We start from the raw sequence: 16,023 nt of genomic DNA on the forward strand, positions 1-16,023 counted from the left end.
GGGTGTCGGATCTCTCGGGGACGGAACTCCTCCGGCAGCGCTCCCTGCGGCGGATGAAGGGTGTGGCCACCGGGCTGTTCCTGCTGGTGGCGGTGATCTACGCGCTCACCCGCTGGTGGGAGAGCGCGGGAGCGCCGGGGTGGGTCGGCTACGTCAACGCCGCCTCCGAGGCGGGGATGGTCGGCGCGCTCGCGGACTGGTTCGCGGTGACCGCCCTGTTCCGCAGGCCGCTGGGGCTGCCGATCCCGCACACCGCGATCATCCCCACCCGCAAGAACCTGCTCGGTCGGAGCCTGGGGGACTTCGTGGGCGGCAACTTCCTCTCCGAGAGCGTGGTGACGGACAAACTGGACCGCGCGCAACCGGCCCGCCGCGCCGGGGAGTGGCTGGCGGTGCCGGACAACGCGGAACGGGCCGCCGGCGAGCTGGCCACCCTCGCCCGGGGAGCGGTGCGGGTGCTGCGGGACGAGGACGTCCGCCGGGTGCTGGAGCAGGTGCTCGTGCGGCGAGTGGTGGACCGCCCGTGGGGCCCGCCGCTGGGACGCGTGCTCGGGCGGCTCTTCGAGGACGGTTCCCACCACGGGCTGGTCGACCTGGTGTGCGACCGCGCCTACGACTGGGTGCGGGACAACCACGAGACCGTCTCGCGGGTGGTGGGGCAGCGGGCCCCGTCGTGGTCGCCGAGGTTCTTCGACTCGATGGTGGCGGACAAGGTCTACAGCGAGCTGCTGTCCTTCGCCTGGGCGGTGCGCACCGACCCCGACCACCGGATGCGGGCGGCGGTGGACCGTTTCCTGGTCGAGTTCGCCCGGGACCTGCGGGAGGATCCGCGCACCATGGAACGGGTCGACCGGATCAAGCACCAGGTGCTGGAGCACCCCGAGGTGCGGGAACTGATCGGAACCGCCTGGACCACGGCCAAGGACATGTTCCTGGAGGCCGCCGAGGACCCCTCCAGCGAGTTGCGGCACCGCGTGCGCGAGGGGCTGCGGTCGCTGGGCGGGCGGCTCGTGGCCGAGCCGGAGCTGCGCGAGAAGGTGGACGGCTGGCTGCGGGAGACCGCCCGCTACGTGGTCACGCACTACCGCGCGGAACTGGTCACGCTGATCACCGACACGGTCGAGCGCTGGGACGCCGCCGAGACCTCCCGGAAGATCGAACTGCACGTGGGGCGCGATCTACAGTTTATCCGGATCAACGGCACGGTGGTCGGTGCGCTCGCCGGGCTGGCCATCCACGTCGTCACGCACCTGGTGTCGTGAACGGCCGGGGCGGCCGTTCACGACGACACACCGTCCGGCCTCAGTGGGCGGTGTGCCTTTCGCGCCAGGAACGCGCCTTCTCCCTGTTTCCGCAGACCCGCATCGAGCACCAGGTGCGCGAGCGGTTTCTGGATCTGTCGTAGAAGGCCCACAGACAGTTCGTCGCGGGGCAGATCTTGATGCGGTGCCACCGGCCGGTGATCACGATGCGGGAGGCCGCGGCCAGCACGACTCCGAGCGCGTCGGTTCCGGAGGTCACCGGCACCCCGTCCTCCAAGCGGACGTGCACCGGCCATTGGGCGGTGCCGTGGGGGGTGGTGTCCGGTGCCACCGGGTCACAGCTGATCGACATGCGCATGAGGTCGCGGATCTCGCGTGCGGCTGTCGTGTCCACGGAAGCCTGGCCGGTGTGTTCCAGGCACCACAGTCGCCATTGTTCCGGGTCCCGGAGCACGTCCGTGCCCGTTTCGGCGTCGGTGGTGTTGAGGAACGCCAGCAGAAGGTCGATGTCCTGTTCCGTGTCGGGCCCGACGGGCTCGGACGCTGTCGCTGATAGCCCGTTCGGCGCGACGGCTGCGACGGCTTTGCTGTTCACACGCCCATCGTAGGCCAGAAACGGCCTGTGCCGACGAGGTTGCCCGAAAGATGGCGCGGCGCGCACGACCGGGGGAACGCGTCGGGCGGGCGGCGTGCCCGCCCCCGGTGAGCTGCCGTGTCGGGGCCCGGTGGGCGCGTGGGTCCCTCACGGCGGAGCGGAGGCTCCGGGTCGCTTCCGGAGCCGCGCCGCCCGCGAAGGCGGCCGTTCCGGTGATGCCGGTTCGCCGTTCCCGGCGTCGCCCGAAAGAGTGCAAACTTGGTGCTTGCACAAGCTAGCAACCTTGTTAGCGTGGAACCGAGAGGTGGAACCGTGGGACGTGCGGACCGTTCGGTGAACGGCGTGGTCAACCGTGCCGTGTCCGACCTGGGAAGCTACATCAGAGCGCAGCGGGACACCGCCCAGATCTCGCTGCGTCAACTGGCCAAACGCGCCGGGGTGTCCAACCCCTACCTGAGCCAGGTGGAACGGGGACTGCGCAAACCCAGCGCGGAGATCCTGCAGCAGATCGCCAAGGCGCTGCGGATCTCCGCCGAGACGCTGTACGTGCGGGCCGGAATCATGGAACACCGTCCCTCCGGACCGGTGGTCGACGCGATCCTCGCCGACACCGAGATCGACGAAAGGCAGAAGCAGACACTGCTGGAGGTCTACGCCTCGTTCCGCCGGGACAACCGGACCGACACCACGACGGTCCCCGCCGCCTCCGACGACGGGCCGCCCACGGTCCCCACCACGACGGTGCGACCCGAATCCGAGGAGTGATCACGATGACGACCCGACAGGACGAACAGACCCGTCAGGACGAGCAACAGCGGACCGGCAACGGCGCGGGCCGGGCCGCCGAGAGCCTCTACCACCAGGCCAAGACCCCCCTGCTGGCCGCGCTGGGAGCGGGCGACCTCGCCGCCCACGCCGTGATGGAGACCGCGCAGCGGGTGCGGGACCAGATCACCGAGTACGCCGGATCGGCACGCGGGCAGGGCAGCGGACAGCACCTCGACCTGGGTGAACTCCGCGAGCGGCTGCGTGCCGGACAGCTGCGCGAGCTGCTCGACCACTACCGGGAGTCGGCGGTGCAGTTCTACGGCTACTGCGGGCAGCGCGGCGAGCGGACCCTGGAACGGCTGCGCAACCAGCCCGGCGTGCAGCGCACCAGGGACCAGGTCGGGCAGGCCCAACACCGGGTCGAGGAGGTCGTGGACGAGGCCAGGGAACTGGCCGACGACGTGCTCGGCCGGGTGAGCACCGTGACCCGCCAGTTCGGGGAACGCGGCGGCGGTGAGTCGGCCCGGGACACCGAAGGCTCCGAGCGGGCCGAGGACTCCACCGACAGCCAGGGGGAAGACACCTCCGGGACGAAGAAGAGCGGATCCGGCGGCAGGAGCCGTTCCACCACGGCGAAGAAGGGAGGCTCCGGCACCCGGGACGGCTCCGCCGAGTGAGCCGCACCCGTGCCGGGGCCTTCGGGCTGGCGCGGCCACGTATCCTCGGGGACGTGCTACTCGCTTACGTGATCGTCACCGCGCTGTGGATCGCGGGCATCGTGGTCGGTGTCTACGCCTTCGGCCACGCCGCCATGCAGCGGGCCGACGCGTTCACCGCGGCCAACAAGCTGTCCAAGCCGGCCTGGCTCGGTATCACCGGTGCGGGAGCGCTGGTGCTGATCCTCATGCGGGGTGGCCCCATGACCATCATCTGGGTCGCCGGTCTGGTCGCCGCCCTGGTCTACATCGTCGACGTGCGCCCGAAGGTGCTCGAAGTGCAGAAGGGCAGTCCCTGGTAGTGCGCACCGACACGGAGGGCGCGGCGGAGTCCGAGAACGTGCTGCCCTCGGGAACCACGTGGCGGGTTCACGGCGGCGGCGAGCCCGTGACCCTGGTGACGCACGGCCTGGGCGCCACCGACGGCGAGGCCCGCATCCCCGCCTCCGGGGTGCCCGGAACCCGGGTGGTGCTCACCCTGCCCGGGCACGGCTCGGCGGCCGATCCGCCGGACCCCGGGTACTGGGACTACGGCCGGGTGGCCGCCGACGTGCTGCGGGTCGCCGACCTGGTCGGTGCCGACCGGGCGGTCGGGGTCTCGCTGGGCGCGGGGGCGCTGACCCGGATCGCCGCCGAACACCCGCGCCGGTTCCGGCGGCTGGCCCTGCTGCTTCCGGCCGCGATCGACGAACCCCGGAACCCGGCGGTGAGCGAGGTGTTCGACCGGCTGCTCGCCGGGGTGCGGGCGGCCGCCACGGACGAGGGGGCCACCCTGCGCGAGTCGGTGCGGGAGGGCCTGCCCGCCGGTGCGGCCGTGGGACAGTACGTGGAGCAGCGCACCGCCAACCTGCTCCGGCTCGGGACCGCGTTGGAGAGGTTGCCGGACCAGGCCCCGCTGACCGACCGTGCCGCCCTGGAGAACGTGGCCTGCCCCGTCCTGGTGGTGGGGGCCACGGCCGATCCCCTGCACGACTCCGAGGTGGCCAAGCAGCTCGCCGCGACGCTGCCGCGGGGCCGCCTGGAACTGTTCGACTCCGCGGCGCCGATGATGACCGAGCGCACGGCGCTGCGTCGGTTGCTGGGGGAGTTCCTGGCCGCCGACTGACCCCGGGTCTCCTCCGGGGATCGCGCGCCCGCGTGCGCCGCCCGTGGAGCGGTGGAAGCCCTCGGTGCGCCCGCCTCAGCCGTGCCGGACGAGCCATGCGGCGGTGAAGCGGCACTCCTGTTCGACCAGCCGGGACAGCTGCCGGTGCAGCAGCGTCTCCGTGCCGGCGCGCACCAGCGGCAGACGCGCCCGCAGCTCGCCCCGGAGCACGAACTCGCTCCGTTCGACGGCCCCGGAGCGCCCGTTCGCCGCGCCGGGGTCCCGCCGCTCCGCCTCCGGCAGGTCGCGCAGCCACAGCGAGGCGGTGGCCGAGGCGGGCACGCCGCGCACCAGGGCGGCGACCTCCCCCACCACGTGGTTCTCGTCCCGGCGGCGCCAGCTCTCGCTGCGTTCGAGAACCGTGTTCCTGCTCAGCACCGCCGCCAGCGGGGCGGGCAGGTCCGGCGCGGGAATGCGCTGGCGGAGCCGCACGTGCACGCCGTCCTCCCCGGCGTGGTGGGAGACCAGCTCGGCGAGGTCGCCTCCCAGCACCGCCAGCCGCTCCCGCAGCGGCTCCGGGTCGACGAGGGCCGCCCGGACGTGCTCGGCCGACCACGACGACGTGCTGCGGTGCTCGATGAGGCGTGTCATGCGGCGCAGGTTACCGTTGACGACCGTGACCTCCAGTTCGATGTCCGACGGCGAGGCGCTCGTGCGGGCGGGCGTCCAGAACCCCGGGGCGCGTTCGCTGGCCCGGCACACCACCCTCCGGCTCGGCGGGGCGGCCACGGAGCTGGTCGTGGCCGGGACCGCCGAGGAGCTCGTCGAGCGGGTCCGTGCCGCTGACGAAGCGGGCAGACGGCTGCTGGTGCTCGGTGGCGGCTCCAACCTGGTCGTGGCCGACGAGGGGTTCGACGGCCTGGTGGTGCGGGTGGCCACCTCGGGACTGCGGTACGAGACGGGCCCGGACGACACCGTGTTGCTGACGGCCGAGGCCGGCGAGGACTGGGACGCCGTGGTGGCCGACACCGTGCGGCGTGGCCTGGGCGGGCTGGAGTGCCTGTCGGGCATTCCCGGGTCGACCGGCGCCACCCCGGTGCAGAACGTGGGGGCCTACGGCACGGAGATCTCGGAGCGGCTGGTCTCGGTGGACCTGCTGGACCGGGCCCGGGGCGAGGTCCGCACCGCCCCCGCCGAGGAGCTGGGGCTGCGGTACCGCGGCAGCGTGCTCAAGCACACCGACACGGCGGTGGTGCTGCGGGTGCGGCTGCGGCTGAGCGCCGACGGGCTGTCCGATCCCGTCCGTTACGGGGAGCTGGCCCGCACGCTCGGCGTGGAGGTCGGCCGGAGGGTTCCCGTCGCCCGGGTGCGCGAGGCGGTCCTCGGGCTGCGACGCGGCAAGGGGATGGTGCTGGACCCGGACGACCACGACACCTGGAGCGCCGGGTCGTTCTTCACCAACCCGATCGTGGAGGACGAGCGGTGGCCCACCGTGCGCGGCCGCATCGAACAGCGGGTCGGCGAGCACGTCCCCGGCTACGAGCTCCCCGGCGGGGGGACGAAACTCTCGGCGGCCTGGTTGATCGAACGGGCCGGGTTCACCAAGGGGTACCCGGGACCCGGTGGGCGCGTGGGACTGTCCACCAAGCACACCCTGGCGTTGACCAACCGGGGGACGGCGAGCACCGCCGATCTGCTCGCGCTGGCGAGTGAGGTGCGGGCCGGGGTGGCACGGGCCTTCGGCGTGTCGCTGGAACCGGAGCCGGTTTTGCTGGACTGTCTGCTCCGGTGAAGCCGGGTGACGACCAGAAGAGTGACTCTTCGTGACTGGTCTCTAACCCTGCGTGTTAAATGGTGGGCGGAGGCTGCCATGATAAGCGTCAGGGAAGTACGCGATCGGGCGGTGATTCGTCCGGTCAAACGCGCGGTCGAGGACCAACTGCTGGACATTCCGGGAGTTGTCGCCGTCGACATCGGAGAGAAACGCACAGCGGGCCGCACCACCGGCCAGCAGTCGATCGTCGTCTCCGTCGAACGCAAGGAACCCGTCGAGCTGCTCGGGGAGTCCCACCGTGTCCCCGACCACGTGCTCGGTATCCCCACCGACGTGGTGGAGGAGACGGTGACCCTGCACCACGCCCACTACAGGTTGGACGATCCGGTTCCGCCGCTGGCTCCCGTGGAGAGCGCCACCGTGTTCGGCGGGGTCGGGATCAGTCCGCGCCGTCCGGTCACGGTGGAACCGGGCCGGGCTGAGTCCACCGGTGACTGCCACCGGATCGGAACCCTGGGCACCCTCGTGTTCGGATACGGGTCCACGGTGCTCACGATGGGACTGACCACCTTCGACGTGGCCTGCATGGACGACGCCTGGTCGGTCGGCGACGCGATGCTGGATCCGCAGTCCGGGCGGGAGTACGCGGACCTCTCGCGGGCGGCCCTGTCCGGAAAGGTGGACGCGGCGGCGGTGGCGCTCGCCGGGTCCCTGGACCGCTGCTGCCTGATCCCCGGCATCGGCTCGGTCACCGGCCAGGGAAGCGCCGAGCCCGGCGAGTTCGTGCGCAAGAGCGGATTCGGCACGGGACTGACCAGCGCGACCGTGACGTCCACCGACGCCACCGTCCGTCTGGACCACGGCCCCGCGCTCGGCGTTCGGGTGCTGCGGGAACAGCTCAGGGTCACCTCCTCCGACGACCAGCCCTTCGTGGGAGAGGGCGACGCGGGGGCGGTGCTGGTGAACGGCGACGGCCGGGTGGTGGGACTGCACCTGGCCGGCAGCAGGGACGGCACGGTGGGCTACGCCTGCCCCATCGCCGACGTGCTGGCCGAGCTCGACCTGGAACTGGCGGTGACGTTCCGCAGGCTGCGTGCGCAGGACGAGTACGTGCGCTGAGACCGGCGTTCGTGCGCGCACGACCCCGCCGGACGGGGCCGGTCGGAGGCTTCCGGCGGGCTCAGCGGCGGTGGGCCCGGGTGGCCGAGGCCTGGTCCCGGGGCTTGAGCACGATCTGGTCCAGGTTGACGTGCGCGGGGCGGGTGGCGGCGTAGGCGATCACGTCGGCCACGTCGTCGGCGGAGAGCGGGGTGAGTCCCCGGTAGACGGCCGCGGCCCGTTCGGTGTCTCCGCCGTAGCGGACCTCGGAGAACTCCGTCTCCACCAGCCCCGGGGCGACCTCGGTGAAGCGCACCGGCTCGCCCAGGTGCTCGCCCCGTAGGGTGCGGTGCAACGCCGCCTCGGCGTGCTTGGCGGAGGTGTAGCCCGCGCCGTTGTCGTAGACCTCCAGGGCGGCCACCGAGGTCACGGTGATGACGTGTCCGTCGCCCGAGGCGACCAGCCTGGGCAGCAGCGCCTTCGTGAGCCGCAGGGTGCCGAGCACGTTGGTTTCCCACATCCACCGCCACTCGTGCTCGTCGGCCTCGGCCACGGGAGAGCTTCCCTTGGCCCCGCCGGCGTTGTTGACGAGCACCCGGCACCGCTGGGGCAGCCGCGCCACGAACTCCTCCACCGAGTCGGCGTCGGTGACGTCGAGCCGGGCTGCGGTGCCGTCGATCTCGGCGGCGAGTTCCCGCAGCCGTTCGACCCGCCTGGCTCCCAGGACCACGTGGAATCCCGCCGCGGCCAGGTGGCGTGCGGTCGCCGCGCCGATGCCGGAGCTGGCCCCGGTGACCACGGCCACGGCTCGTTCGGAGGGGTCCGGATTCCTCGTCGTCGCTGTCGGATCGGTGCTCACGGCCCGATTCTCGCGCACGTGCCGTCGAGGTCGCCCCCGTGTCGCGCAGATGTGATCGGTGACACCGTCAGGATCGGGCATCCTCGGCTGCCCTCGCACGTCTTCCCAGTAGAGATGAAACGCGTTCGGGGAATGCGCGGGGTCCGACTCGGCACCGGCCCCCGCCCCGCCGGGTAGCGGGGTGCCGGGCGACTGATCGAGTTGCTTGCCGGCTGGTTCCGGGCGGAAGCTCGGCGAGGCCCCCGGACACGCGGATCCGACCATGCAGCGGAAGTCACACACGCAACGGATCGAGGTAGGAGTGGCCACCAGGGTGAACGGTTCACGAGTGCGCTCGCCAGGGGGAGCACTGGTCGCGGTGCTGGCGGCGTTGGCGCTGGTCTCCGGATGCTCCGGTGCCAGCGGAGGAACCGGCGGAGGCACGGACGCGCAGCAGGGCGGAGAGCCCTCCGTCTCCTTCGAACCGGGCAAGGGGGCCGAAGGGGTGAACCCGAAGGACCCGATCAAGCTCGTGGCCGAGAACGGCACGCTGCGCGAGGTCTCACTGACCAACGACGAGGACGAGCGGGTCGAGGGCGAGCTCGCCGAGGACGGCTCCTCGTGGCGGGCCACCGAGCCCCTGGGCTACGACACGACCTACGAGTGGTCCGGCGAGCTGGTCGGATCCTCGGGGGAGACCACCCCGGTCAGCGGGGACTTCCACACGGTCGCCCCGGAACAGGTGGTGCGGGCCACGATCAACCCGATCGACGACAAGACCGTGGGCATCGCGATGCCGATCAGCATCAAGTTCGACGCCCCGGTGGAGAACAAGGCCGAGGTCCAGCGTCTGCTGAAGGTGGACACCTCCGAACCGGTGGAGGGTGCCTGGGCCTGGCTCAACGACCAGCAGGTCGACTGGAGGCCGAAGGAGTACTGGCCCGCCCACACCGAGGTGAGCGTCGACGCCCCGCTCTACGGGGTGGACTACGGCGCGGGCAAGTACGGCAAGGCCGACCTGACCACGAACTTCGACATCGGACGCGCCCAGGTGGTCAAGGCCGAGGTGGACAAGCACCGGCTGCGGGTGATCCGGGACGGTGAGCAGGTGGCCAGTTACCCGGCCAGCTACGGGAAACCCTCCAACCCGGACCTGCACACCCACGAGGGCACCTACACCGTGATGGCCAAGCATCCGGTGGAGATCATGGACAATCCGAAGTACGGCTACACCGACGTGAAGAAGAAGTGGGCCGTGCGGATCTCCAACCACGGCGAGTTCATCCACGAGAACGAGCAGAACCGCGCGAACATCGGCGTGCGCAACACCTCGCACGGATGCGTGAACCTGACCAACGCCGACGCCAAGGAGTACTTTGACAGCGCGCTGATCGGCGACCCGGTCGAGGTCACCGGCTCGGGCACCCAGATGCCGCCGCGCTACGCGGTCTACGACTGGATGCTGAGCTGGCAGCAGTGGCAGCAGAAGTCCGCGCTGTGAGCCGGACTCCGGGCTGACCCCTCGGGGCCGGGACGTGGTCGCCTGCCGCCACGTCCCGGCCCCGGAACGGCTCTCGGGATCGCGCACCGAGCTCGGCTCCCCGGAGCGACCCGTTCGTGGTGGGGCATCTCACAGCGGTGTCCTCCCGGGAGCCCGGCGGGCCCTTTCCGTCCTGGTCGGCGTCGTTTCCCGGCGTCTTCCCCCGGTGGTGTCCCCGCACGGGTGAGTCCCGCTGTCGGGTGTGTCTCGGAATGTTTCCGGGCCTCGCGGCGTCGTGGTTTCGTGGGTCCGAACGTCCCGGGCTCACCCGACGAACTTGCGATGAGCAGCAGATGACTTCCACCAGGATTCCGATGCGTCCGCGTCGTGTCGCCGTTTTCTCCCTGCACACATCCCCGTTGGAACAACCGGGCACCGGGGACGCGGGCGGGATGAACGTCTATGTCGCCCAGACGGCGCGGCGGATGGCACGGCTGGGAACCGAGGTCGAGATCTTCACCAGGGCCACCTCCTCGGAGGTTCCGCCGGTGGCCGAGCTGGCCCCGGGAGTGACGGTGCGCCACATCGTGGCCGGCCCGTTCGAGGAGCTGGACAAGAACGACCTGCCCGCGCAGCTGTGCGCGTTCGGCGCGGGGGCCCTGCGGGTGGAGGCCCGGCAGAAGCCGGGCTACTACGACCTGGTGCACTCGCACTACTGGCTGTCCGGGCAGGTCGGTTGGCTGGCGCGGGAGCGCTGGGGGGTCCCGCTGGTGCACACCGCCCACACCCTGGCGAAGGTGAAGAACGCCGCGCTCGCCGAGGGGGACAAGCCCGAACCGAGGGTGCGGGTGGTCGGCGAGGAGCAGGTGGTGGCCGACGCCGACCGCCTGGTGGCCAACACCGAGGCCGAGGCCAGGGAGCTCGTCACGCGCTACGACGCCGACCCCGAGGCGGTGTCCGTGGTGCCTCCCGGGGTGGACCTGGAGCGCTTCACCCCCGGGGACACCGCCGAGGCGCGACGGGGACTCGGCCTGGAACCCGACGCGGTGGTGCTGGCCTTCGTCGGCAGGGTGCAGCCGTTGAAGGGCCCGGACGTGTTGTTGCGCGCGGTCGCGGAGCTGCTGGGACGCTCCGCCGAGCTGCGCACGCGGCTGCGGGTGCTGGTGGTCGGCGGTCCCTCCGGCAGCGGCAAGGAACGGCCGGAGGCCATGGAGCAGCTGGCCGAGTCGCTGGGGATCGCCGACGTGGTGCGGTTCATGTCGCCGCAGTGGGGGGACGACCTGGTGCGGGTCTACCGCGCCGCCGATCTGGTGGCGGTGCCCAGCTACAACGAGTCCTTCGGGCTGGTGGCGCTGGAGGCCCAGGCCTGCGGGACGCCGGTGGTGGCCGCTGCGGTGGGGGGACTGACGGTGGCGGTGGCCGACGGCGTCTCGGGACGGCTGGTGCACGGACACGATCCGGCGGACTGGGCCGAGGTGTTCCTCTCGTTGATCCGGAGCCCGGAGACCGTGGCGGGGCTGGGTGCTGCCGCCCCGGACAACGCCGCGCGCTTTTCCTGGCAGCGCACCACCGAGTCGTTGTTGCAGACCTACGCCTGGGCTCGGCGGACCTTCCGGGGGCTGTCCGCCCCGGGGGAGGCGACGGCCTGAGCACCGGCCCGCCGGGGGCGTGGTTCGATTCCCGGGAGGGCCGTCGGGGCGTGGTGGGCGCGTCCCGACGACGGAGCGCGACGTTTGGGGACAGCGATGAGTTCGGACATCCGGGAATCACTCGACGGCGTGATACGCGGCGTGCTGGACGAGGGGGAGCTCGACTACGAGCACCCCGAGGTGGGGAAGTTCTTCGTCACCCTGCCGGGAACCAGGAAGTTGCAGACGAACTGCTGGTTGATCGTCACCGAGCACTCCCTGGTGGTGGAGGCCTTCGTCTGTCGCCGTCCGGACGAGGGGCACGAGGAGTTCTACCGCTACGTGCTGCGGCGCAACGCGCGGCTGTACGGCGTGCACTACACCGTCGACGCCGTGGGTGACCTCCACCTGATCGGCAGGATCGGGCTGCACGCGGTCACCCCGGAGGAGCTGGACCGGGTGCTGGGGCAGGTGCTGGAGGCCGCCGACGGGGACTTCAACACGCTGCTGCGCATCGGTTTCGCCACGGCGATCCGTCGGGAGTGGGGATGGCGCGAGTCGCGGGGCGAGTCGCTGGCGAACCTGCGGGCCTTCAGCTCCCTGGTGGAGCGGGAGGGGCCGGTCCGTCCCGTCACGGAGGTCGAGGACCAGCAGTGAGCCGGCGGCGTCGGCCGGCGCTCGCGGCGAACCCGGCGCGGGACGGTTCGGGAGAGAGGGGGAGTCACGAGCTCGAACCGCCCCGCGCGGGGGTTCCGCTGTGCCGGGCGCAGTAGGCGGGGAGACCCTGGCCCGGCGGCACGGTCCGACGGGGGGAGCGGACCGTACGCGTCTCCGACGCGATCGGGGAGTGCGTGGGAGCCGATCACGCCAGAGCGTTGCCAAACTTCGCAGAGTCGAGCAAGGACCACAAGGCCAATGCCCTCCTCCATTCGAGTGAAGTTTGAACAAAAAAGTAACTCTGCGAAGTGCTCGTGTCGTCATTTCACCCGAATATGTGATTAGCGACACAGTCGAGGGAGCGAGAAGGAGGCGAATGAATAACGGTCCGATTTCACTTTCTGCTCCGATCTCGTGAACATCCGAAAAAGTGACCGACAATCCGGCGTCCCTCCCCGGGAGGACCGTGGCGGGTCGGCGGAACCCCCTCCGGTGAGTTGCCGCACCCGCGCGTCGCGTTCCCGTCCTGCCGTGGGGATAACCTGGCGTCATGACTGTCGGTACCCTCGTACTGCTGCGCCACGGTGAGAGCACCTGGAACGCGCAGAACCTGTTCACTGGATGGGTGGACGTCCCCCTCTCGGAAAACGGTGAGGCCGAGGCGCGGCGGGGAGGCGAGCTGCTCGCCGAGTCCGGGCTGCTGCCGGAGGTGGTGCACACCTCGCTGCTGCGGCGGGCCATCAGCACCGCCAACATCGCCCTGGACGTCGCCGAGCGCCACTGGATTCCCGTCCGCAGGGACTGGCGGCTCAACGAGCGCCACTACGGTGCCCTGCAGGGCAAGGACAAGAAACAGACCCTGGAGACCTACGGCGAGGAACAGTTCATGCTGTGGCGCCGTTCGTTCGACACCCCGCCCCCGGAGATCGACGACTCCGACCCCTACAGCCAGCGGGGTGATCCGCGCTACGCGGACCTGGGGGAGGAGATGCCGCGCACCGAGTGCCTCAAGGACGTCGTGACGCGGCTGCTGCCCTACTGGGAGTCCGCGATCGTGCCGGACCTGCGAGCGGGCCGGACCGTGCTCGTGGCCGCGCACGGGAACTCGTTGCGGGCACTGGTCAAGCACCTGGACGGAATTTCCGACCAGGACATCGCGGGTTTGAACATACCGACCGGTATCCCGCTGCGCTACGATCTGGACGAGCAGCTGAGCCCGCGCAATCCCGGCGGCACCTATCTGGACCCGGACGCCGCCGAGAAGGCGGCCGCCTCGGTGGCCAGTCAGGGACGCTGAGGCGTTCCGCGTCGAAAATGATGTGAATCGTTGTCGTCTTCTCGGTGTGGCGCCGAGGGGGCGACAACGATCATTTTCGGGCCGGGGTCTCGCCGTCCCCGCTTTCCTGAACGAGAGGTCACTTTCGAGTGAATCACCGATGAAAAGGCTCACCTGCGGATGTCAGAGGTATCACTGAGAAGCCTCACACTCTGGCCGAAACCTGCCCCACCCCGCTTACGATGCGGTTGTGACCGCATTGGGCTATGGCGCCCTGTTGATCGGCGTGCTGCTGCTGGGCCTGCTGGCAGGCTACCGGCTCGCCGTGAACCGGGGGCGTTCCGAGCGCACACGTGCTAAAGGGCCGACAGTCGCGGAACTGCTGCAACGTCTGGTGCACACCAGCAACAACGGGATCGTCGTGCTGAACAGCTTCGGCGACGTGGTGGTGCACAACCCCCGGGCCGACGAACTCGGCTTCGTCCGGGACAACCGCCCCGACCCCCGGGCGCGCAAGGCCTCCGAACAGGCGCTGAACACGGGCAGGCCCGTCCCGGTGGACCTCTCCCCACTGAACCGGGACGCCCCCCACGGCCGCTCACCCGCCGCGGTCCTCGGCGACGTCCGCCCCCTGGGGGACGGTTTCACCGTGGTGGACGCCGCCGACGAGTCGGAGGCCGTCCGGCTGGAGGAGACCCGCAGGGACTTCGTGGCCAACGTCAGCCACGAGCTCAAGACCCCCGTCGGGGCGTTGGCGTTGCTGGCCGAGACGGTGCTGGACGCCGCCGACGACCCCGAGGAGGTGCGTCGTTTCTCGAACAAGATCCTGCACGAGTCCACCCGCCTGGGCACGCTCGTCTCCGAACTGATCGCGCTGTCCCGGTTGCAGGGGGCCGACCCGCTGCCCGAGCTGTCCACCGTCGACGTGGACGAGATCGTCGAGGAGTCCCTGGGCAGGTGCGCGGTGGCGGCCGAGTCGGCCGGGATCAGGATCACCACCGACGAACCCAGCGGGCTCCAGCTGGACGGGGACCGCACCCTGCTGGTCACCGCGTTGAGCAACCTGATCGACAACGCCATCTCCTACTCGCCGGACGCGAGCCCGGTGTCGATCAGCAGGAAGCTCCGCGGGGAGTGGGTGGAGATCGCGGTCACCGACCGGGGGATCGGCATCGACCCCGCCGACCAGGAACGGGTCTTCGAACGTTTCTACCGCGTGGACCGCGCCCGTTCCCGGGCCACCGGCGGTACCGGGCTGGGGCTGGCCATCGTCAAGCACGTCGCCGCCAACCACGGCGGCGAGGTCACGCTCTGGAGCCGGCCCGGAACCGGATCGACTTTCACACTGCGGGTGCCACGGCACCCGACGGGCGAGAAAGCCCGCAACACTGAAGACGCGTCCCCGGCGGAGACACGCGAGGCCGAACCGGACTCGGGCGAGGTCGTCGCCGCACGGGACGGGACGCGAGCCGTCGAAACGGGAGGAGTCCGGTGACCAGGGTGCTGATCGTCGAGGACGAGGAGTCCTTCGCCGACCCGCTGGCTTTCATGCTCCGCAAGGAGGGGTTCACCGCATCCGTGGCCACCACCGGCCAGGAAGCTCTGGACGATTTCGAGCGCAACGGGGCCGACATCGTGCTGCTCGACCTGATGCTTCCGGGGATGAGCGGCACGGACGTGTGCAAGGAGATCCGCCAGCGTTCCTCCGTTCCGGTGATCATGGTCACCGCCAGGGACGCCGAGATCGACAAGGTGGTCGGCCTGGAACTGGGGGCCGACGACTACGTCACCAAGCCCTACTCGGCGCGGGAACTGATAGCGCGGGTGCGCGCGGTGCTGAGGCGAGGCGGGGAATCGGAGGAACCGACACAGTCCGGGCAGACCCTGGAGGCGGGGCCGGTGCACATGGACGTGGAACGCCATGTGGTCACCGTCTCCGGCCAGGAGGTCGGGCTGCCGCTCAAGGAGTTCGACCTGCTGGAGTACCTGCTGCGCAACGTGGGCAGGGTGCTGACCAGGAGCCAGCTGATCGACCGGGTCTGGGGGGCCGACTACGTCGGCGACACCAAGACCCTCGACGTGCACATCAAGCGGCTGCGCTCCAAGATCGAGCCCGATCCGACCGAACCGCGGCATTTGCTCACGGTGCGTGGTCTGGGGTACAAGTTCGAGACGTGATTCGATGCGGCACACCCGTGCCCGGAGCGACGGTGGGCCGTCCCCCTGCGTCCAGCCGCGACCGAGGGGACGGTGACCACCGTTGACTCCCCAGAGGGAGGGGCGCGCCGTGATGTGTGCCTCCCGCCGTCGACGCCCGGCGGGACCGCCCCGCGCGGCCGGGCCGGGCGGCCCTTCCGACCTCGCCCACCAGACCCCACCATTCCCCGGCTCACCAGGACATCCCGGAGAGTCCGACGGGGGTTCGGAGACGCTCCGGGGGTGCCGTCGACAATCGCGGGGGACGATACTGGGTGACAACCGCGCGATCGCGGAGTCAACTGGACGCGAGATCGAGCACGGGGCACGGTGGAGTCGATGAGTCGGGACAGTGGGTCCAAGGACCCGAGCCAGCGCACCGTCGCGGAACTGCTGGCCGAACACGGCGGCGGGGCGCAACGCGGCTCGCGCCGCAGGCGCAGGCGTGCCGAGGACCCGTCCGAAACGGCTCCCCAGGCGATCATCGAGCGGGTCAACTCGGACAGCGGGCGGATGAGGCCCGTCGAGGACCCCGAGTCCGCCTCGGGGCGAGCCGAGGCCACTCCGGGCACGGCCGAACCGACCGGAGGTCCTCCGGCGGGCGCGGCCTCGACCACGGGGGCGCAGCCGGCGGTCCCCCCCGCCCAGGAG

16 protein-coding genes and 1 pseudogene are annotated in these 16,023 nt (G+C 70.9%); 14 read left to right on the plus strand and 3 right to left on the minus strand.

What is annotated here, in order from left to right:
• Positions 1-53 precede the first annotated feature (53 nt).
• Positions 54-1,262 carry a DUF445 domain-containing protein gene (locus CEP50_RS18680; RefSeq protein ID WP_106115243.1) on the plus strand — a complete coding sequence of 403 codons (1,209 nt, stop codon included), beginning with the start codon at positions 54-56 and terminating at the stop codon, positions 1,260-1,262.
• Between the two features lie 40 nt (positions 1,263-1,302).
• Here the strand turns inward: CEP50_RS18680 and CEP50_RS18685 are convergent, their stop codons facing one another.
• Positions 1,303-1,857 carry a CGNR zinc finger domain-containing protein gene (locus CEP50_RS18685; RefSeq protein WP_019852651.1) on the minus strand — a complete coding sequence of 185 codons (555 nt, stop codon included), beginning with the start codon at positions 1,855-1,857 and terminating at the stop codon, positions 1,303-1,305.
• Positions 1,858-2,169: 312 nt separating this feature from the next.
• On the opposite strand from CEP50_RS18685, the gene CEP50_RS18690 reads away from it, so the two are divergent.
• The 4 genes from CEP50_RS18690 to CEP50_RS18705 are packed head-to-tail and all read left to right on the plus strand — an operon-like array spanning position 2,170 to position 4,446.
• Positions 2,170-2,622: a helix-turn-helix domain-containing protein gene (locus tag CEP50_RS18690; protein WP_106115234.1), complete on the plus strand. Its 453-nt coding sequence runs from the start codon at positions 2,170-2,172 to the stop codon at positions 2,620-2,622.
• Between the two features lie 5 nt (positions 2,623-2,627).
• A complete protein-coding gene (locus tag CEP50_RS18695; RefSeq protein WP_258175415.1) occupies positions 2,628-3,302 on the plus strand; it encodes a hypothetical protein in 675 nt (224 codons plus the stop codon).
• A gap of 53 nt (positions 3,303-3,355) precedes the next feature.
• On the plus strand, positions 3,356-3,643 hold the full coding sequence (locus CEP50_RS18700) for a DUF2516 family protein (RefSeq protein WP_106115244.1): 288 nt from the start codon (positions 3,356-3,358) through the stop codon (positions 3,641-3,643).
• Positions 3,643-4,446 (plus strand): alpha/beta fold hydrolase, encoded by an 804-nt coding sequence (locus tag CEP50_RS18705; protein WP_181188456.1) that lies wholly within the window; start codon positions 3,643-3,645, stop codon positions 4,444-4,446. Before CEP50_RS18700 ends, CEP50_RS18705 begins: the two co-directional genes overlap by 1 nt.
• 75 nt (positions 4,447-4,521) lie before the next feature.
• Here the strand turns inward: CEP50_RS18705 and CEP50_RS18710 are convergent, their stop codons facing one another.
• Positions 4,522-5,076, minus strand: coding sequence for a DUF2505 domain-containing protein (locus tag CEP50_RS18710; RefSeq protein WP_106115236.1), 555 nt, complete (start codon positions 5,074-5,076; stop codon positions 4,522-4,524).
• 40 nt (positions 5,077-5,116) lie between these two features.
• Between CEP50_RS18710 and CEP50_RS18715 the strand changes: the two genes are divergently transcribed.
• Both CEP50_RS18715 and CEP50_RS18720 read left to right on the plus strand, forming a co-directional pair.
• Complete coding sequence (locus CEP50_RS18715; RefSeq protein ID WP_106115246.1) at positions 5,117-6,217, plus strand: UDP-N-acetylmuramate dehydrogenase; 1,101 nt, start codon at positions 5,117-5,119, stop codon at positions 6,215-6,217.
• 78 nt (positions 6,218-6,295) lie between these two features.
• A complete protein-coding gene (locus tag CEP50_RS18720; RefSeq protein WP_106115237.1) occupies positions 6,296-7,318 on the plus strand; it encodes a hypothetical protein in 1,023 nt (340 codons plus the stop codon).
• Positions 7,319-7,379: 61 nt separating this feature from the next.
• Here CEP50_RS18720 and CEP50_RS18725 read toward each other — a convergent pair whose 3' ends face one another.
• Positions 7,380-8,156 (minus strand): SDR family NAD(P)-dependent oxidoreductase, encoded by a 777-nt coding sequence (locus CEP50_RS18725; RefSeq protein WP_181188457.1) that lies wholly within the window; start codon positions 8,154-8,156, stop codon positions 7,380-7,382.
• 313 nt (positions 8,157-8,469) lie between these two features.
• Between CEP50_RS18725 and CEP50_RS18730 the strand changes: the two genes are divergently transcribed.
• The 7 genes and pseudogenes from CEP50_RS18730 to CEP50_RS20385 form a co-directional block, all read left to right on the plus strand.
• Positions 8,470-9,636, plus strand: a complete 1,167-nt coding sequence (locus CEP50_RS18730) for a L,D-transpeptidase (protein WP_258175417.1) — start codon at positions 8,470-8,472, stop codon at positions 9,634-9,636.
• 332 nt (positions 9,637-9,968) lie between these two features.
• Positions 9,969-11,264, plus strand: coding sequence for a D-inositol-3-phosphate glycosyltransferase (mshA, locus tag CEP50_RS18735; RefSeq protein ID WP_106115239.1), 1,296 nt, complete (start codon positions 9,969-9,971; stop codon positions 11,262-11,264).
• Between the two features lie 96 nt (positions 11,265-11,360).
• Positions 11,361-11,900 (plus strand): type III secretion system chaperone family protein, encoded by a 540-nt coding sequence (locus CEP50_RS18740; protein WP_106115240.1) that lies wholly within the window; start codon positions 11,361-11,363, stop codon positions 11,898-11,900.
• Positions 11,901-12,450: 550 nt separating this feature from the next.
• Positions 12,451-13,197 carry a phosphoglyceromutase gene (locus CEP50_RS18745; RefSeq protein WP_019852663.1) on the plus strand — a complete coding sequence of 249 codons (747 nt, stop codon included), beginning with the start codon at positions 12,451-12,453 and terminating at the stop codon, positions 13,195-13,197.
• Positions 13,198-13,426: 229 nt separating this feature from the next.
• Complete coding sequence (locus CEP50_RS18750) at positions 13,427-14,671, plus strand: sensor histidine kinase (protein ID WP_106115241.1); 1,245 nt, start codon at positions 13,427-13,429, stop codon at positions 14,669-14,671.
• Positions 14,668-15,354 (plus strand): response regulator transcription factor, encoded by a 687-nt coding sequence (locus CEP50_RS18755; RefSeq protein WP_106115242.1) that lies wholly within the window; start codon positions 14,668-14,670, stop codon positions 15,352-15,354. Before CEP50_RS18750 ends, CEP50_RS18755 begins: the two co-directional genes overlap by 4 nt.
• A gap of 357 nt (positions 15,355-15,711) precedes the next feature.
• Positions 15,712-16,023 (plus strand): annotated as a pseudogene (locus tag CEP50_RS20385) (hypothetical protein); the annotation flags it as partial.

Source organism: Actinopolyspora mortivallis (assembly GCF_003001495.1).
Classification (GTDB): Bacteria; Actinomycetota; Actinomycetes; order Mycobacteriales; family Pseudonocardiaceae; genus Actinopolyspora; species Actinopolyspora mortivallis_A.